The 18,045-nt window shown below is 51.7% G+C and carries 13 protein-coding genes; 9 read left to right on the top strand and 4 right to left on the bottom strand.

Annotated elements, in window-relative coordinates:
• Positions 1–10 precede the first annotated feature (10 nt).
• The 4 genes from GJJ30_RS16625 to GJJ30_RS16610 all read left to right on the top strand — a co-directional run bounded on the left by GJJ30_RS16625 (position 11) and on the right by GJJ30_RS16610 (position 6,216).
• Positions 11–1,567 carry a DHA2 family efflux MFS transporter permease subunit gene (locus tag GJJ30_RS16625; RefSeq protein ID WP_154176287.1) on the top strand — a complete coding sequence of 519 codons (1,557 nt, stop codon included), beginning with the start codon at positions 11–13 and terminating at the stop codon, positions 1,565–1,567.
• Between the two features lie 211 nt (positions 1,568–1,778).
• Entirely contained in the window at positions 1,779–3,203 is a 1,425-nt protein-coding gene (locus tag GJJ30_RS16620) for a tetratricopeptide repeat protein (RefSeq protein ID WP_154176286.1), read from the top strand.
• A 103-nt stretch (positions 3,204–3,306) separates the two neighbouring features.
• The gene (locus GJJ30_RS16615) at positions 3,307–4,767 is read left to right on the top strand and encodes a Gfo/Idh/MocA family protein (RefSeq protein WP_154176285.1); all 1,461 of its coding nucleotides are present in this window, start codon (positions 3,307–3,309) and stop codon (positions 4,765–4,767) included.
• Between the two features lie 162 nt (positions 4,768–4,929).
• Positions 4,930–6,216: a Na+/H+ antiporter gene (locus GJJ30_RS16610; RefSeq protein ID WP_154176284.1), complete on the top strand. Its 1,287-nt coding sequence runs from the start codon at positions 4,930–4,932 to the stop codon at positions 6,214–6,216.
• A gap of 9 nt (positions 6,217–6,225) precedes the next feature.
• Here the strand turns inward: GJJ30_RS16610 and GJJ30_RS16605 are convergent, their stop codons facing one another.
• Positions 6,226–7,455, bottom strand: a complete 1,230-nt coding sequence (locus GJJ30_RS16605; RefSeq protein ID WP_154176283.1) for a DUF2264 domain-containing protein — start codon at positions 7,453–7,455, stop codon at positions 6,226–6,228.
• A 362-nt stretch (positions 7,456–7,817) separates the two neighbouring features.
• A complete protein-coding gene (locus GJJ30_RS16600) occupies positions 7,818–10,388 on the bottom strand; it encodes a phosphocholine-specific phospholipase C (protein WP_154176282.1) in 2,571 nt (856 codons plus the stop codon).
• A 267-nt stretch (positions 10,389–10,655) separates the two neighbouring features.
• Here GJJ30_RS16600 and GJJ30_RS16595 point away from each other — a divergent pair, with 267 nt between their 5' ends.
• The 3 genes from GJJ30_RS16595 (at position 10,656) to GJJ30_RS16585 (ending at position 16,307) form a co-directional block, all read left to right on the top strand.
• Positions 10,656–14,741: a hybrid sensor histidine kinase/response regulator transcription factor gene (locus GJJ30_RS16595; protein WP_154176281.1), complete on the top strand. Its 4,086-nt coding sequence runs from the start codon at positions 10,656–10,658 to the stop codon at positions 14,739–14,741.
• 245 nt (positions 14,742–14,986) lie between these two features.
• Positions 14,987–15,316, top strand: a complete 330-nt coding sequence (locus GJJ30_RS16590; RefSeq protein ID WP_154176280.1) for a hypothetical protein — start codon at positions 14,987–14,989, stop codon at positions 15,314–15,316.
• A 235-nt stretch (positions 15,317–15,551) separates the two neighbouring features.
• Complete coding sequence (locus tag GJJ30_RS16585; protein ID WP_154176279.1) at positions 15,552–16,307, top strand: DUF5602 domain-containing protein; 756 nt, start codon at positions 15,552–15,554, stop codon at positions 16,305–16,307.
• Positions 16,308–16,397: 90 nt separating this feature from the next.
• On the opposite strand, the gene GJJ30_RS16580 is transcribed toward GJJ30_RS16585, so the two are convergent.
• Both GJJ30_RS16580 and GJJ30_RS16575 read right to left on the bottom strand, forming a co-directional pair.
• Positions 16,398–16,790 carry a hypothetical protein gene (locus GJJ30_RS16580; RefSeq protein WP_154176278.1) on the bottom strand — a complete coding sequence of 131 codons (393 nt, stop codon included), beginning with the start codon at positions 16,788–16,790 and terminating at the stop codon, positions 16,398–16,400.
• Between the two features lie 99 nt (positions 16,791–16,889).
• Entirely contained in the window at positions 16,890–17,207 is a 318-nt protein-coding gene (locus tag GJJ30_RS16575) for a hypothetical protein (protein WP_154176277.1), read from the bottom strand.
• A gap of 239 nt (positions 17,208–17,446) precedes the next feature.
• Here GJJ30_RS16575 and GJJ30_RS16570 point away from each other — a divergent pair, with 239 nt between their 5' ends.
• Positions 17,447–17,656 carry a hypervirulence associated TUDOR domain-containing protein gene (locus GJJ30_RS16570; protein ID WP_154176276.1) on the top strand — a complete coding sequence of 70 codons (210 nt, stop codon included), beginning with the start codon at positions 17,447–17,449 and terminating at the stop codon, positions 17,654–17,656.
• A gap of 13 nt (positions 17,657–17,669) precedes the next feature.
• Complete coding sequence (locus GJJ30_RS16565) at positions 17,670–17,999, top strand: DUF3140 domain-containing protein (RefSeq protein ID WP_154176275.1); 330 nt, start codon at positions 17,670–17,672, stop codon at positions 17,997–17,999.
• Positions 18,000–18,045: the final 46 nt, after the last annotated feature.

Raw genomic sequence — 18,045 nt, 5'->3', positions numbered from 1 at the left:
ATTCACCATTATGAAGTTAGGATTTGATAAATGGATCGTCGTCCTCACGGTAACGGTGGCGGCCCTGCTGCAAACCATCGATTCGTCCATCGTCAACGTGACGCTGAACCAGATGATGGGCAACCTCGGCGCGTCGTTGGGCGACATTAGCTGGGTTGTAACGGGGTATGCAGCCGCCAGCGCCGTGATGATTACGATGTCGGGCTGGCTGACGGCCAAACTGGGTCGGCGGAATTATTTCGCGGCTTCGATCATTTTGTTTACGATTGCCTCCATCTTCTGCGGAACGTCGACCAACGTCTGGGAACTGGTTTTCTTCCGGGTCGTTCAGGGCATTGGCGGGGGCGGTTTGCTCACAACGGCGCAATCCATTCTAATTCAGACTTTTCCGAAAGAGGATTTGGGGATTGCCAACGCTATTTTCGGGATGGGTGTCATCATTGGGCCGTCGATTGGCCCCACGCTGGGCGGTTACATTACGGATAACCTGTCGTGGAGCTGGGTGTTTTACATCAACATTCCCTTCGGAATTTTAGCCACTTTCCTGACCTACACCTACATCAAAGAACCGGCGGAAAAAGTGACGGCGGGCGGGATGGACTGGCTGGCGCTGATATTGCTCACGATGGGCATCGGCGGGTTGCAGATTATTCTGGAAAAAGGTCAGGAAAACGACTGGTTCGATTCGGGCTTCATTGTAGGCATGTCGATTGCGGCCGGAATCGGAATCCTTGGTTTTATCTGGCGACAGCTGACCGTTAAATTACCCATTCTGGATTTGAAATTACTGCTGCAGCGACGGTTTGCGGTAGGCACTTTGTTCAACTTCATTCTGGGTTTCGGGCTGTTTGCGTCGGTTTTCATCATCCCGGTTTTTTGTCAGACCATCCTCGGTTTCACGGCCAGCCAGACCGGTTTGCTGCTGATGCCGGGTTCGCTGGCCACCGGTTTCATGATGCCCGTGGTGGGCGGTTTGATGAGTAAAAACTATATCTCGCCCATCTGGTATGCCGCCATCGGTTTTGTGCTCTTTTTCGGATTCTGTTTCGATTTGTCGGCCATCAGTCTGGCGGCTGGTCCGGATTATTTCTTCTGGCCGCTTATCGTTCGGGGGGTCGGGATGGGGCTGATTTTTATCCCATTGACAACCATTACGTTAGCTGATTTGAAGAACGTCGAGATTCCGCAGGGCTCGGCCTTGACCGGGATGATTCGTCAGCTGGGCGGTACGTTCGGAACGGCCATTATGACTACCTACATTTCGACCCGCACGGTTTTCCATTCCTCCCGGCTGGGCGATAATGTTTCCCTCTACAATCCCCTTTCGGCCGAACGGATTCGTCAGTATACGAACCTGTTTCTGTCCAAAGGCGATGCGCTGATGACGGCTACGAACAAGGCGTACGGCGTCATGCAGGGAGCGGTGATCAAACAGGCGCTGGTCATGACCTACGCTGATGCCTTCCTGATTATTGGCTCGTTTTTCCTGATTTGCGTTCCGCTGTTGCTGCTGTTCATTGGCCGGAAAATCCAGGCTCCGGCCCACGTCGAAATGGCGATGGATTAAAAGGAATGTCAAATTACAAATGATGAATGCCGAATGTAAAAGTGTCTGGCAATCCGCACTTCTACATTCGGCGGATATCATTTGTAATTTATCATTTTCCCAGACCATTTCCTCCAGCCTATCCCAAATCGTTTTCCAGTCTTCGTACGTATATATGTAGCCGATAATTCAACATCGGAAACATGGTGTAACCTTTTACGCTCACAAACGTATGAAACGAATCTTTTCCCTGTCCTGCCTCCTGCTTTTTCTGTTGAATTCGGCGTTTGCCCAAAAAGCCACCAGTGTGGTTCAGGCCATTCGCTACACGAAACTCGCCAACACACTCCGGGCGTTGGACAAACCGCAGGACGCGATCAACCTGCTGGAGCGGGCCTTGCCGGCAGTTCGCGGAGTCAATCCGTATTGGGAAGCCGTCGCCTGTGAGTCGCTGGGGCTGGCGTATTACGAAAATGGGGACAACACTCTTGCGGATCATTACCTGAAAATCGCCCGGACTCGCTACGAGAGACTGCGGTATGTGGCCAGCGCCTGGGGCGTCAATGAACTGATTCGCGATATTTCCGGTAAAAACCTCTACGCCGGAATTCAATTTGGGGCGTCGGACGTTAAGCTGGCGATATTCAAAACGCGGTACGAAAGCGATTTTTACGAGAAAGATATCAAAACCCGGATCGAGGTTCCCAACGTCAGTTTGGTCGCCGATGCCGGTAAATCGCTGAAAGCTGGACAGGACGCGCTGCGGGTTTGCCTGGATTCCATCAGTCGCTACAACATTCCGAACGAGCGGATTTTTATCGTGTTCAGCAACGAGATGAAGGAAGGACTGGCCAAAACCCCGGCAACCAAAAAGATGCTATACGACCAGTTGTCGCGCGCGTTACCGAACGGTAATCTCCGCATCGACACTACACTTTCGCTGAACCGCGAAGCCGAATTATTTACCGTCGGTTCCATTCCCCGCAAGGTCTGGCCAAGTACTTCCTCACTCAATATTGGCTCTGACGTAACGCTTGGCGGTTATTTTGACGCCGATAAGACGTTCCATCCGATTGAAATGCCGGTGGGGACCAACACGCTGGTGAACCAGATAGAAAACAAACGGTCCCTGAGCAGTGATGCTTTTCGAAAGGAAGCGCCACGGGTGGTTAAAATTATTGCCGATACGGAGCTGGCTTACCGATTTAAGAGCAGTAACGCCGGTTTGCAGAAGCGCCGGACGGTCGGTTTGGGGGGCGACGTGGCCTGGGCTTTGGTGACGTACCTGCATCCGGAAAAAACCGGTACCACGGCGGTGGCCATTTCGATGGACGATGTCGAGCGATTCCGGAAGCTGGTCATGGAAGATTACAACGCCCTGACGCACCCCAACGTGAAAGAGATAGCCGACGCGGGAATCCGGACCAAAGCCGAGCAGGAAATTGCTACGGTTCGCGATCAGGTCAGTGAAAAGCAGCTGATTGCCGGGGCATTATGGCTGGAATCCATCATGAAAACCTATTCGACTCCCACGGCCCCGAAGCGGTTTGTGTTTATCCGAAATTCAGACATCGGCTGGGTAACCGGTAAATTTCTGGAAACCATCAGTGGTGAATACGAATCGACCATTGCCAAAGGCGCCTTGTATACTCGGTAGGAGTTGCGGTTAATTGTGCGATTTTGTTAGGCCCTTTTCGGCACATTTGCGTATATTGAAACGTAAATGTGCTTTTTTTTGACATTGATAACCCAACTATTCCATGAATTCCAATCGTCGCGACTTTATCAGAGGGGTGACAGCGGCTTCGGCGCTGATTGCCACGCAGAGTGTCGCAAAACCTTTCAATATCATTCGTGATCTGAAAAAGATCAGCCCCAACGACAAAATCCGGATTGCCACCATCGGCATGGGGATTCAGGGCAATTACGATACACAGGCGGCTTTGCGAAACCCGGATGTGGAACTGGTGGCCGTTTGTGACCTGTACTCCGGTCGGCTCGAACACGCCCGGACGGCTTTTGGGCAGCAACTGTTTACGACCCGCGATTACCGCGAGATTCTGGCCCGGCCGGATGTTGACGCGGTTTTGATCGTTACACCCGACCACTGGCACGACCACATCACGATAGCGGCCCTGAAAGCCGGGAAGCACGTTTACTGCGAAAAACCGATGGTGCAGCACCTGAACGAGGGCAAGGCTGTGATCGATGCCTGGAAGAAATCGGGAAAAACCATGCAGGTAGGCAGCCAGCGCATCAGCAGTGCGTCGTTCAAGGAAGCCAAGCGGATGATTGCCGCCGGTGACATCGGGCAGATCAATTACATCGAATCCAACAACGACCGGTTTAACGCCATTGGGGCCTGGAACTACTCGGTTCCGCCGGATGCAACGCCCCAGACCGTCGATTGGGACCGGTTTCTGGGCGACGCGCCCAAACGCCCGTTCGACCCGATCCGGTTTTTCCGCTGGCGGAATTTCAGGGATTACGGTACGGGTGTCGCTGGTGACCTGTTCATTCACCTGATTACGGGCGTTCATTTTGTGACCAATACGCTGGGCCCGACCCGGGTTTATTCGTCCGGCAACCTGGCCTACTGGAAAGAGCACCGGGATGTACCGGATGTGATGACGAGCATCATGGATTATCCGAAAACCGATCAGCACGAAGCGTTCCAGATGGTGTTGCGCGTCAACTTCGCCAATGCCGGCAAAATCAGCAACGTGACGCGAATTATCGGCAACGAAGGCACGGTCGAATTCTCGGAAAACAACCTGATCCTGACCAAGAAAAAACTGCCTATTGCGCCCGGTTACGGCAACTACGACAGCTTTTTTACGTTCACGGAGGACGTCCAGAAGAAATTCGTGGAGGAATACGACGCCAAATATCCGCCCGAAACCCGCACCGCCGAACCCGTTAAGGAAATCAAGTTCGAAGCGCCGAAAGACGACGATGCCCACGCCAAACACTTCGGCGACTTTTTCGCGAACGTGCGGGTGGGCAGTCAGGGAACCGTCGAAGACCCGGTTTTCGGTTTCCGCGCAGCCGCCCCGGTTCTGGCCTGCAACGAAAGTTATTTCGAAAATAAAGTGGTGCACTGGGACCCGGTGACGATGACGCAGAAAAACCCTTCGGTTTCGTCCGGTAAAAAGCCCGGAACCGGTAAGAAAAGCCCCGGCACGCTTAAAAAAGGAAATACGGTGGCGACAAAATCCTGAAATTCCGTTTTATTTGCTCCCGAACGATGGCCCGTATGCAAATGCGGGCCATTTTTAGTTTTCAGTTTATGGTTTGTAGCTTACGGTTTTCGGTTTACAGTTTGACCAGGATAGATCGAACCACCGCAAACCATAAACCGTAAACTATGAACCGAAAACCGAATGGAAAACTACAGTATCGTTTTGTTCATCATGGCGATCATGATTGTGTTGTCGGCGGTCGCTACCCGAATTAAAATTCCGTATCCGATTTTGCTGGTGCTGGCGGGCATCGGTATCGGTTATCTGCCGGGCATCCCGGCCATTACATTAAATCCGGAAGTCGTTTTTCTGATTTTTCTGCCTCCGTTGCTGCACGATGCGGCTTTTAATATCTCGTTCAAGGAATTGCGCAATAACTGGCCCACCGTCAGTTCACTCGCGATTTCGCTGGTTTTTCTGACCACCACGGCCATCGCCGTTACGACACATTACCTCATTCCCGAACTGAACTGGCCGATGGCATTTGCGCTGGGCGCCATTCTTTCCCCGCCCGACGCCGTTGCCGCGACCAACGTTACCAAGGGCCTGGGCCTTTCGCACCGGACGCTGACGATTCTGGAAGGAGAAAGTCTGGTGAACGATGCCTCCGGCCTGATTGCCTACCGGTTTGCCGTGGCTGCCATTGCCGGAGCCGGTTTTCGCTTTTTTAACGCCTATTTCCAGTTTCTGATCGTTGTTATCGGCGGGGTTGGCGTGGGAATCCTGTTCGGACTGGTGCTTGCGTATTTTCTGCGCCGGGTCTACGGCAACAGCCTGATTGCGATCAGTGCGATGGCGGTTTCGCCGTTTATCGCGTACCTGCTGGCCGAGGAAGTCCACGTTTCGGGGGTGCTGGCGGTGGTGGTGCTGGGCATTACGCTCTCGCAATACACCAACCGGCTGTTTCCGACTTCGGTCAAAAATCAGAACAAGTCGTTTTGGGACGTCATCATTTTCCTGCTCAACGGCCTGGTTTTTATTCTGATCGGGCTGCAGTTTCCGCAGGTGGTCAAAAGCATTGATCACGACGAGATTTTACCCCTGATTGGTTTTAGCTTCCTGATTAGCATTATCATGCTGATCATCCGAATGTGGTGGGTGTTTGGTCACAACAATAACCTGGAAAAAGCCATCAACAAGCGCAAACTTTTTCCGCAGCGGCAGGGCAGGTTCCGGTTTTACACCGACGAAAAAATCGACTGGCGGGATGCGCTGGTCATCGGCTGGGCGGGCATGCGGGGCATCGTTTCCCTGGCGTCGGCGCTGGCATTGCCGCTGACGCTGGACGAAGGCAAGGCGTTCCCGGAGCGAAATACGCTGATTTTTCTCTCTGTCGTCGTGGTGTTAATTACCCTGGTGGTTCAGGGGTTGAGCCTGCCGTTTCTGGTGCGGTTTTTGAAAATGGGGGATTCAACCGAAAAGTCATAAACCGCCCGTTCAATCTTTCGCGTGTTTAACCGGAATATTTTCCCCCTTCCAGATTCGTTTTGACGTCCAGTCTTTGTCCGGCCCAGTCCAGAACGCATCGCTGGCGGGCAAGCCCAGCATCAGAAACGCTTCCGAACAGAGATACAGACTGCCGGTTGAAATATAGGTTTCCCCAACCTGCGGCTGGTGGCCGTACAGACCGATTTGCAGCCAGCCGTTGGCGTCGAAAGTTCCGGGCGCTTCCACCTGTTTTTTGATAAGCGTATACAAAGCCGCCCGTACCTGTTGCGGTTCCAGACCGTCGGGAAGCGCTTTCAGCAACGCGACCTGCGAAAGTACCTGGAACGCACCAAACCGGTAGGCCAGCGACCGGCCCAGGGGCGGATAGGTGCCTTCCGGCGAAATCAGGCTTTCCTGCACTTCGGCGTAGCGTTGCGCGCGGGACAATGCGGTTTCGTATTCCTTTTTAATCGACGGATTTGGCACGGCATCCACCAGCGTTTTCAGAACGTCCAGCAGCATCGGCTGAATGACAAAGCTGTTGTAATAATCCCAGTGAAAGGAGGGACCGTCACCATACGTCCCGTCGCCTTTGTACCACAATTGATGCGATTTCAGGGCGTAATCAATTCGCATCCGGTCGTAATTTCCGTCGAATTTCAGCAAAGCCGCTTCGACTTCGGCACTGAAAAGCAGCCAGTTATTGTAATAGGGTGTGACGGACCGGGACGACTTTAGCGCGGCAATAACGTTTGCTTTCGACGTTGCGTCGAGCCGGTTCCAGAGCTGGGTGGGTGCCCGCAGCAGGCCCTGCGCGAAAAAAGCCGCATCGACCACGGGTTGGCCGCCCTTGTTAAAATTCAGGAAATCCGGCGATTTCGGGTCCGTGGCATTCCGTAAAGCAACCAGTGTCAGGTCGATGTATTTTTTCCGCAGCTTGCCCTCGGCGGTTTCGTCCGGCCCGAGTTCGAGCCAGGGCGCCATTCCGGCCAGCAAACGGCCAAAGGCCTCCAGATGCGTGTATTTTTCCCGCTCCGTACCCGATGATTCGATCGGCATTTTGGCCCGCAACTGGTTCTGACTCAGCGAAACCAAAACCGGGTCGGCAATGCGCACCAGCGTTTGCACCAGGTATTCCCGCTCCGCCGTGGGCGAATTTCCCGGAGCGTTTTTCTGCGCGCGGACGGATTGCAAAATGATTAGTGAAAAAAGCAGAATGGTAAATACACGAAAATTCATTTTTAAGGGGATAGGGTGCTTTAATTAATGTAATAAGTCGTTTCTAATCCGACTCCAAATCTCCCAAAATAGTCAGGAAAATCCAGATTTTACGGTCGCATTGCGACCAAATGTTTGTAGAAATGCGAATATCCCAAGCACTTCACAGCGGTCGCGTAGCGATCGAACCTCCCACGCGTTCGATCGCTACGCGACCAAAAAAGAATGCGTTTGGCGGGTTTCCTGCTACAAACATTCAGGCGATACGCGACCAAAAGTCGATTTGAAAGGAGATATACTAGCTGGATTCACAGTTGGAAGAATAAAAGGCGCAAAAAAAGTGGACGGTTTTCTCCGCCCACTCTCAGTTGCCAGGTAATACACTAAACGATCGTCCCGCCCATCACCGGGTCCGTAAAACTCGGTTTCCCGGTTTCGACGTGGCCCGCAAACCGCTTTTCAAAAACCGTACTTCCGGAAACTTTCACGCTGAAATCGTACCAGCCAAAACTCTTGCCCAAATCCAGCACCAGACTCGCCTGACTGCCTTTGGCAATCGCTTTCGTCTTCGTACCGGTTTTGTAAGCATTGTCCTTGACCTCGATAGTAACCGGCTTTGATTTATCCAGATTGCTGATTTTCAGTTCAATCGAACCGGTCAATTGCTTGCTCTGTGGCGTGGTCCGCTGGTAGTCACACAGAATGTCCAGCGCCGGGTCGTTGACGTCACCAATGTATTCGCGGAAAAAACCGTTCGGGCCATTGACCCGGAAGTGGTAAGTTTCCTTTTCAAAGTCGGCAAGCGGCCAGCTATCGGTCAGGCTGTCGCCTGCAGTGACCGCGTAATCCCGGACTTTGAAATCGCGTTCCGGTTTTTCACTGGCAGTCAGGAACGAATCCAGCGCGTAAACCGTAAACGGCGAGCCCGCCGATTTGGCCCCAAAAATGTCTTTTTTGGCCTGAAACGTAATCCCGAATGCTTTTTTATCGGCGCTCAACTTGCCATCGGCGTAAAGTTGATACGGCAAGGCACAAGCCGCCCGAACGCCTTTTTCCTGATTCGGAACGAGTGGCGACGCCATCGGCGACTGTCGGATTTGCGAAATTTCTTCCTTCGTAAGTTCTTTAAAACCAGCCGGTAATTGCTTGAACTGGGCTTTGTGGATGCTTTCGACAAATTCGTTTTTAGCCACGAACGTAGGCAATGGAATTTTCTCGCCTTTGTAGGGCCGGAATACAGATGTCAAATCCCCGCAAACCGTTCTCCGCCAGGCGCTGATGTTGGATTCCTCGATCTTTTTACCGGTTTTCTTGTTGAGGAAAACTTCCAGAAACTGGAGAATCGACGTATGATCGAACACCTCCGACGAAACCATGCCGCCCCGGCTCCAGGGCGACGCGATCACGAGCGGAACGCGGTAACCGAGCCCGATGGAACTGGCCCGCGCTTCGCGTTTGGCGTTGATGCCCTTGCGTTTCAGCTCCTGTTCCATAAATACGTGTTCGATTCCCGTGTCGATGCCTTTGGACGTGGTGCCGGTCTCGGGCTGGTCGGGGTGGGGGGCAACGAAAGGCGGAACGTGGTCAAAATACCCGTCGTTTTCGTCGTAGCAAAGAATAAAAACCGTCTTCTTCCAGACGTCCGGGTTCTGCGTCAGAATGTCGAGCATTTCGGAAATGTACCAAGCACCATACCAGGCCGCGCCCGGGTGGTCGGAGAAGTTTTCGGGTGCGACGACCCAAGAAACCGTCGGCAGGGTACGGTTTTTGACGTCGGCCCGGAACTGGTGCAGTACGTCACCTTTCGGGATTTCCACCTCGCGCTCCGTGCTGCCATCGTGGTATTTCAGCGACGTCAGTGAATGGTAATCGGGGTCGTTTTTGTTGGTGGTAAACGCTTTGTTGTGCAGGTTTTTCAACCGCTGCGAAAGCTTTTCGTAGTTTTCCCGGCTGAAGGTTTCGCGGTGCAGCAGACCGGTTTTTAACTCTTCTTCCTTCCGGGTCAGTTCTTTTTTCAGTTTGTCGGTTTCGCTGTCAGCTTCGGGAAGAGATTTGATTTTAGCGGTAAGGGCTTGAATTTCAGTTGGTAATTCAGCAACCCGTTTTTCTAGGTATTTTTGATAAGCCGCCGAATAACCGACGTTGTATTGCTCGAACCATTCAATCGGGTTGTCGGTAAAATTGGCCAGCCAGCCTTCCTGTTCGCCTTCAAAACCGACCGGCAAACTCAGTTCGTTCTGGTAAATTTTCCAGGAAATTCCGTTGTCTTCCAGCCGTTCGGGGAAGGTCGTCCAGCGGGCCGCGTCGCCGTAATCGACGTCTTCGTTGCGCACATTGGCTTTGGATTCCCGTTCCGGTTTTTCGCGAATCGTGCCGGTCCAGAGGTAAAGCCGGTTGGGCGTTGTGCCCGTTAGCGACGAGCAGAAATTCTGGTCGCAAACCGTAAAGGCGTCGGCCAGGGCGTAATAAAACGGAATGTCTTCGCGGTTGTAGTAGCCCATCGTCAGGGGCATTTTGGCGTATTCCTTGTGGCCGGAGCGCTTGGAATCCAGCCACTTATCGTATTTTCCGTTGTTGCGGGCATCCACCTGATTTGTCCACGAGTGCGGCAGCGAACTCATCCAGGTGGCTTTGGTATCTTTCAGATTCAGCCGAAACGGGGCGTAGGTTTCCCCGGCGCCGTTGGTTTGGAGCCAGACCGGATTTTTATTGGGCAGCGTAATCGCCCGCGGATCATTGAACCCCCGAACGCCCTGCAGCGTACCGTAGCAATGGTCGAACGAGCGGTTTTCCTGCATTAGAATGACAACGTGCTTGGCATCCAGAAAGGTGCTGCCCGGCTGGGGATCGATGGCGAGGGCTTTTTGAATCGAATCGGGTAAAACCTCGAAAAGGCTGGTGCCACCGGCTAGCAGGGCGGCTTTTTTCAGAAATTCTCTACGGCTGTCTGTCATTTCAGGCTGGATAGTGAGTGGTAAGTAAAGGTACTTTTTTTCAGGCGTGATTGGAAAAATTGGGGCCTATTTAACAGTATGATAACTTTTTGATTCATTTTTAATTCCGGCTTCAGTCGGAATTTTTCGAATGATATACCCGTTTTTCGGAAACATGTACCAGTAGGAAACACCGTACCGAAATGGATCAGGGCAGTAAAAAGGAGCGTGCTGGGTCTTCCTCAATTTGGCAAGATTTTGCATAGTTTCCGGTAAAACTCAGCGTGAATGCGATTCCTGTTACTATTTCTGTTGTTCCTTCCTGTTTCCCTTATCGCACAGCTGAAAGGCTGGCAGGAAATTACTATTTCCGACGGCCTTTCGCAGGGAATGGTCTACGACCTGAAGCAGGACCAGAAAGGCTTCATCTGGATTGCGACGAAAGATGGTCTGAATCGCTACGACGGCTTGAATTTTAAGATCTTCACGCACGATCCGTACAACAGTTACAGCATTTCCGAGAATAACTGTTCGGCCTTATTGATCGATCGTCACCAGCGACTCTGGATTGGTACCGGCAACCAGGGACTGAACCTGTTCGATGATCGAACCCGGCGATTTTATCACCTGACCATCAGCGACCAGGCGGCCCCCAACGCGGGGAATTACGAGATCCGGCTGCTGTCCGAAGATCCTGAAGGCAATATCTGGGTGGGTACGGATACCCATAAACTATTTCGGATCAAATTACCCGCTTCACTCAAAAGCGGTTTTCCAGATCAGACCGATTTTACAAAATCGGTTCAGATTAAAACGATCGACCTCCGTCAGCGATTTCCGTATACGCAAGCGCATTATTTTAGTTTCAGACCGGATGGAAAGGGATACATCGGAACGGCTTATGGCATGTATGAATTCGGCTGGAAGCAACCGGACAGGGCCACCCAACTGCCGCTGTTTCATTCCAAAACCGGTGATTATCATGCCATGTACGGCGATTATCAGCAGGATTACTGGTTTGCCAGCAACAGTAACCAGATCGAAGGCTGGCACCAGGGTGTGCATAAAACCATTGCCTTACCCCAAAAAAATTATTTCGGCGTTAAACTGAAAGCGATTGATAAGCATACTCTTGCGATTGCCACACCGGATCATTTGTGGCTGATGTCTCCGGCGGAGCTTTTCCGGCAGGACAGTTTAACGATTCGCAGGGCGTACGAGAAATTACCGCCGAACCTGGCAACAATTACGAGTTTGCTGAAAGACCGGACGGGTTCGATCTGGGCCGGAACCAGCGGTTACGGTCTGCGGAAATTCAATCCCCGCATCAAACAGTTTCAGGTTTACCTGCCCAATACCTCGCTTTCCAGAATTTATGTCGACCGGCAGGGTCAAACCTATGTGCGGTTTCAATATGCTTACGAACAACTTGACCGCAAGGCAAATCGACTCGTGCCTTTTCTGGACCCGAATTTGCCCGAAGCCGATCGGCGACAACGCAATCTGATGCAGGACCGCCGGGGCAACTTCTGGGTTTCCAATACGCATTTCCAAACGCATCAGCAGCATATTTTCAAATTTTCGCCGGACTGGAAGCTACTTAAGAAATACCCGTTGCCGTCTAACACAAACTTCGGATTTGTGGGGAATCAAACCCTCGAAGATCCACGAGGGCGTCTCTGGATCGGGGTAAACAATGGTAAATTGCTACGCTTCGATCCTGTTACTGAAGCCTTCGAAGTATTCTCGTATCAGAATCTTTTGCCCCAGAGCGGAGCAGAAATTGAAACCTATGCACTTCACCTGGAACCGGATGGCACGCTGTGGATCGGGACGCAAAAGGGACTGATTCGGGTGAAAAACAGCCAGACCAATCCAACGTTTTCGGTGTACAAAAACAAAGTTGCCAATCGCCGGAGCCTGAGCAACGATTTTGTGCTGAGTCTGGCGGCCGATCCTAACCAGGCCGACCGGTTTTTGTGGATCGGTACCAAAGGTGGAGGACTTGAACGACTGGATAAGCAAACCGGCCAATTCGAACATTTTACCGAAGCACAGGGCTTACCTAACAGTGTCATTTATGGCATTTTGCCGGATGAATTTAAAAACCTCTGGCTGAGTACCAACCGCGGGCTGAGCCGGTTCAATCCGGCAAAGCGGGAATTTCGGAACTACACCAAAGCCGACGGTTTGCAGGACGATGAGTTCAATAGTGAGGCTTCCTTTAAAACCGCATCGGGCGAATTGCTGTTTGCGGGTGTAAACGGCCTGACCGGTTTTCAACCAAAAGAAGTTTCGGAAACGCGCCATCAACGACCACTCGCCAATATTAAACGACCACTCGCCAATATTATTGGCTTGAAAATCAACAATGAAGCGGTTACGGTGGGCGGAGAAAATTCGTTACTGACCCAGGGAATCGAATATACTCCGCGACTCGATCTGGCTCATGACCAAAACCTGGTGACGCTGGAATTCGGCGTCATGGATTATACCAATTCGGGCAAAAACCGCTATCGGTACCGCCTTTCCGGTATCGACCGCGATTGGGTGGAGGCCGGAACCAACCGGTTCGCCAATTACGCTCACCTGCCCGATGGCAATTACCAGTTTGAAATGATGGGTTCAGCCGATGGCGAGGTCTGGAGTTTGCCGGTTCCGTTACAGATTCGGGTTCATCCACCGTTTTACCGGACCTGGTGGGCGTACATCATCTACCTGCTTGCACTGGTTTTGCTGGGCTGGCAGCTCTACCGGTTTCAGCGGCAACGGCTGATTTTGCAGCAACAGGTCGTTTTTGAGCAAAAAGAAGCCAGCCGTCTGGCGGAGCTGGACGCCCTCAAAACCCGGCTTTTTGCGAATATTTCCCACGAATTCCGAACTCCGCTGACCCTGATTCTGGGGCCCATCGAACAACTGGTGGAGGAATATTCGCAGGATTCGCGCTTTCCATTGCTGCAACGAAACGCGCGTCGTTTACTGAGTCTGATCAACCAACTACTCGATCTGAGTAAACTGGAAGCAGGTCAGCTGCAGCCGGAATTCCAGTCAGGGGATCTGGTCGCGTTTTTTCGGACCCTTGCCGGTTCGTTCGAATCACTGGCCGAGGACCGAAACATCCGGTTTTCGTATAAACTGGACGAAACGGAATACTGGGCGGAGTTTGATCCCGATAAACTGGAAAAAATCGTTACCAATCTGCTTTCAAATGCGCTAAAATTTACCCCGGCGGGTCAGGAGGTTCACCTGGAGGTGATGTTTCCGAACGAAGGCAAATCGCTGGTATTTACCATTCGGGATACGGGAATCGGCATTGCCCCAGCCCAGCAGGGCCATATTTTCGAACGCTTTTATCAGGTTGACGGCAATCTCAACCGGGTGTACGAAGGAAGCGGTATTGGTCTGGCACTGGTGCGTGAACTGGTCCGGGTATTGAAGGGCAGCATCGGTCTGGTCAGTTCGGAAGGCGTGGGAACGACGTTTACGGTTCAGTTGCCGGTGCGAAAAACCGCCAAACCGCCAGGTTTAGATTGGCCGTATTTGACAGACGTCGACCCGGGTCTGGTGTCAGCAGAACGTGTTGAAAACCCACAACCGGTTTCAGAAAGTCAGACCGCTGCCGAAAATATCCTGCTGATTATTGACGACAATGCCGATATCCGGGCGTTTGTGCGAAGTATTTTCGAAACCGACTACCAGATTCTGGAAGCCGTTGACGGGCAGGACGGCCTGGAAAAAGCGACGACTCTTTTGCCGAATCTGGTGATCTGCGACCTGATGATGCCCCGACTGGACGGTTTTGCGTTTTGCCGGATGCTGAAAAGCCAGGAAGCCACCAGTCACATTCCGGTGGTGATGCTGACGGCCAAAGCCGAAGTGGAAAACCGCATTGAAGGGTTTGAGCAGGGGGCTGATGATTACCTGACGAAACCCTTTTACCAGTCGGAAATCCGGGCGCGGGTGCGAAACCTGCTTCAGAAACAAATCCGCTTGCAGCAATATTTTAGTGCTCAGACTTCGCAGGAGTTACCGGCGAACGCAGCGGGAAAACCGCACGAGGAAGAGTTCCTGCAAAAAGTACGGGCGGTCATCGACCATCACCTTTCCAGCAGTGCGTTCAATGTGGACCAACTCAGCCAGGAACTGAACCTAAGCCAGCGGCAACTGGTCCGTAAAATCAAAGCTCTGACCGATCAGACCGCCGTAGAATTTATCCGCAATCAGCGGCTGGAACGGGCTGCAACCTATTTGCAGCAAAATGCCCTGACTGTGTCGGAGGTCGCCTATCAGGTGGGCTTCGAAAGCCTGTCCTACTTCACCAAAGTCTTCCAGGAGCGATTTGGCGTCTTGCCATCGGCGTACGCCCAGATTTGAATAATCTCCTCCCGGCATACTGAATGTGTCGAATTGAGCGCACCGGTTTTTGCTCCAGTTCTGCCTAAATCCCCATCTACCGGCCCGAAATGGGCTTTTTTTATGCCTAAAAATCGGCGATGGCGAAAATGGGCAAAAGAATGTCGGATTTGAGTTAACGCATTTTGGCCGGGCCGAAGCAGTTTTGTGCAGGAAACGTCACGGAAAAATACTGGTCATTCATTCTTTAACCCGACCCGCCTGTCATGCGAATGCGTTCCCTGTTTCTACCCCCGAATCGGTTTCTGCCCAACCTCAGAATGGCTCTGCCGCTGCTGGGCAATCTGATTCTTTTTCTTGCTGGAAACCGGTTGAATTATCCGGTGATATGGCTCGAAGGACTGATCCGCCAGCCAGTCGCCAATCGTTTTCTGTGTGATGTTTACCTGAGCAATCCATTCTACATACGGTCGGATTCTCCCGCCAATTCCTCCCTGAAACCTCCCAGGCTAAATCGAAGGGGAGAGGTTGAAAACCGGTCGTCGGAAAAGGAACAGCGGTCTTCATCGATCTACCGAATTCTCAAAATAGCCTAAACATCTTCCGCAGAATTATGAAAGCACTATTCCTATCCCTTCTGGCTCGGGCTGTATTTGGTCAGCGCAACTTTAATTTTCTCGACTGCTCCGAACCGGGTGAGGAGCCGGTAAAAGCATTCCCCTCCCCAAATGGGTAAAATGGTGTGTAGCTCGATGTTACCGATACATCCACGCACAATAATATTTTTGTGCTACTTTTAGGGTTAAATTTTTCTACCTATAACCAAACTTTATGAAAAAACTTTTTATCTGTTTAATTGCAGCCACGGTCTTTTTGGGCTGTTCAAAAGACGACGACAAAACGAGCGAACCGCAGCGAATCTACGGCCCCTCGGTTCCGATGGGAAATGGCAATGTCAAAACCTGGATTTTGCTGGATGCGCAGGGCAATCCGTCCTCCATCGGGTTTACACGCAGTAAAGAAGCATTCGATAACCTGCCAACGACACTGCCCGAAACCGCTTATATGCTGGCACTGCCCGACGAAGCCACTTCTAAAACGCCTTTTCAGCACGTGATGATCAACTGGAATCCGCAAGGCCATGAACCGGCCAATATCTACACCGTGCCCCACTTCGACTTCCACTTTTACATTCAGCCGATGGTGGAAACGATGGCAATTCCGACGTACGATAAAGCAATAGCCAAGTTTGATAATTTACCGGCGAGCGGGTTCATCCACACGGATTTTGCCAAAGGTCCGGGCGGGGTTCCGATGATGGGCGCACACTGGTCGGATACCACCAGCCCGGAGTTCAAAGGGCAACCATTTACCGAAACCTTCGTATTCGGCTCTTATGATGGTAAGGTGACCTTTTGGGAGCAAATGGTAACCATGAGCTACCTGAAAACCGCTCCCACCTTGGACAAAGCGATCAAGCTTCCGACTAAATACGAAAAACCGGGTTACTACCCAACCCGCTATACCATTCGGACCAATACTGACGGCAGCCAGGATGTGGCGCTGGAGGGATTCACCAAACGGTAAATTCCCAAATAAGCCGTGCTAATTCCGGCAGAAATGCTTGAAAGGGAAGGCCCAAATAAGGGATTGGCACCGGATGTCTGCCAGTTCTCCTTATTTGGGCTTTTCTTCTTTCGGTTTGAGCGTTCCCCGGGCGATCGGTTCCGGTTTGGCTTTGGGGTCGGTAAAACGCAGTAACATGGCCGTAGAGTACACCGCTTTGGGTGATTTGGTAATGAGCAACTGGTAGGAGCGGGTTCCGATGACCAGATTGTAATACGTCATTCCGCCGGATTCCTGCGGCAGTCCCCAATTCGCCACGGGCTGTTTCGCCAGGATGGTTTCGTCTTCTTCCGACAGGGCCGCGTAAGTCGTATCGGGCTGAAAATGCTTGTCGGTGATACCTTCAATGGCCGAGACAATGACCGGTGGCGTGGTCGATGCAGACTTGTTTTGAGCTGCTGCCGACAGGCCTGCCAGCAACAGAATAATGATCAATACTTTCATAACGTTGTGTCAAATATCCCGGAGGGATGATGTATTCGAAATACTGTACGTCGACAAAAAAGAGAACAGAAAAACGATAAGCCGAAACCGGCCGCTTTGTTAATCGTGTTTTTTCGCTTTTTTCTTGCGTTTTATGGGTGTATTGACGTGGATAATCGCGTCGTCTACAGCTTCGGACTCGAAAACCGGTTTGGTGGATCGGATTAGGAGCCGATCTACTTCGAGTTCGCCAATGCGCAGTTTGCGGACGTAACCCCGTCCGATGCGTACCTGACCAACAAACAGCGCTCCAACCGCCAGCGCCCCTACGGCCGTGGCTCCAAGCGCTAAAGCCCCCAGCGCCAGGCGTCCGACGGCGGCCTGCCCAATGCTCCGGCTGCCGATTCGGAGCGGAAAAGAAAACGATTTCGTTGACATGACGATTTTGAATGTTAGAATGTCTAAATTTTAGAATTTTCGTTTTTCGTATCGCCCCCCACCCCCTGAAGGGGGCTTTAAACCGTACTACCTGAATAAGTAACTGGTAAGCCAGGAGAGAGGTTTATTTGTTTTAGGCTACGGATGAATCCGGCAAGGCAAAATTCGATTCCAATACCTGCCGAAACATTTTTTTTGCACACCCGGTTATGGGCAGTAATCTTTAACAAAGCAATGTCATGATTAAAAAAGGGGATGTGGTGCGGTGGAAATACGCCGGTGGCCACGCGGAAGGGAAGGTTGTGGAAATTCACAAAGAAGAGATTGAAAAAACCATCAAAGGGACGAAGGTGAAACGCAACGGATCGGTCGATAACCCGGCGCTGGTAATTGAACAGGACGACAAAGATCATGTATTGAAACTGCAAAGCGAAGTCGAAAAAGTGTAAACGGGACAGCAGTATGGAGGATAATAAGAAAAAAGAAGTGTTTGAGGAATTTGGTGATCTGGTCAACATGTCACCCTCGGAACTGGAAAAATGGCTGGAGACGGACGAATCCAAATCCGTCGGCTGGGATAGTGGCGATGGCGAATCCGTTGGCCATAAATCGGGCGAAAAAATCATCCGAATCAAACGGAAAAAACGGTCGGATCTGGACGAGCGGGACTATGAACACATGCAGAAGGTCGTTGGCTACATCAAGCGCCACTCGGCCCAGCGCCCCGAAGAAGTAAAAGGCAGCAATTGGGCATATTCGCTCAAAAACTGGGGACATAATCCGGAGAAGTGAGCGGTTTTCGGAAATTGATTTTTAGTGTACGGTTTTCAGTAAGTTT

Source organism: Larkinella terrae (assembly GCF_009668025.1).
Classification (GTDB): Bacteria; Bacteroidota; Bacteroidia; order Cytophagales; family Spirosomataceae; genus Larkinella; species Larkinella terrae.
This window is presented reverse-complemented; position numbering and strand designations above follow the sequence as displayed.

What these genes read in the sequence shown, in the direction of transcription:
- GJJ30_RS16625 (WP_154176287.1), top strand. Translation starts at nt 11, where the DNA reads ATGAAGTTAGGATTTGATAAATGGATCGTCGTCCTCACGGTAACGGTG.
- GJJ30_RS16620 (WP_154176286.1), top strand. Translation starts at nt 1,779, where the DNA reads ATGAAACGAATCTTTTCCCTGTCCTGCCTCCTGCTTTTTCTGTTGAAT.
- GJJ30_RS16615 (WP_154176285.1), top strand. Translation starts at nt 3,307, where the DNA reads ATGAATTCCAATCGTCGCGACTTTATCAGAGGGGTGACAGCGGCTTCG.
- GJJ30_RS16610 (WP_154176284.1), top strand. Translation starts at nt 4,930, where the DNA reads ATGGAAAACTACAGTATCGTTTTGTTCATCATGGCGATCATGATTGTG.
- GJJ30_RS16605 (WP_154176283.1), bottom strand. Translation starts at nt 7,455, where the DNA reads ATGAATTTTCGTGTATTTACCATTCTGCTTTTTTCACTAATCATTTTG.
- GJJ30_RS16600 (WP_154176282.1), bottom strand. Translation starts at nt 10,388, where the DNA reads ATGACAGACAGCCGTAGAGAATTTCTGAAAAAAGCCGCCCTGCTAGCC.
- GJJ30_RS16595 (WP_154176281.1), top strand. Translation starts at nt 10,656, where the DNA reads ATGCGATTCCTGTTACTATTTCTGTTGTTCCTTCCTGTTTCCCTTATC.
- GJJ30_RS16590 (WP_154176280.1), top strand. Translation starts at nt 14,987, where the DNA reads ATGCGAATGCGTTCCCTGTTTCTACCCCCGAATCGGTTTCTGCCCAAC.
- GJJ30_RS16585 (WP_154176279.1), top strand. Translation starts at nt 15,552, where the DNA reads ATGAAAAAACTTTTTATCTGTTTAATTGCAGCCACGGTCTTTTTGGGC.
- GJJ30_RS16580 (WP_154176278.1), bottom strand. Translation starts at nt 16,790, where the DNA reads ATGAAAGTATTGATCATTATTCTGTTGCTGGCAGGCCTGTCGGCAGCA.
- GJJ30_RS16575 (WP_154176277.1), bottom strand. Translation starts at nt 17,207, where the DNA reads ATGTCAACGAAATCGTTTTCTTTTCCGCTCCGAATCGGCAGCCGGAGC.
- GJJ30_RS16570 (WP_154176276.1), top strand. Translation starts at nt 17,447, where the DNA reads ATGATTAAAAAAGGGGATGTGGTGCGGTGGAAATACGCCGGTGGCCAC.
- GJJ30_RS16565 (WP_154176275.1), top strand. Translation starts at nt 17,670, where the DNA reads ATGGAGGATAATAAGAAAAAAGAAGTGTTTGAGGAATTTGGTGATCTG.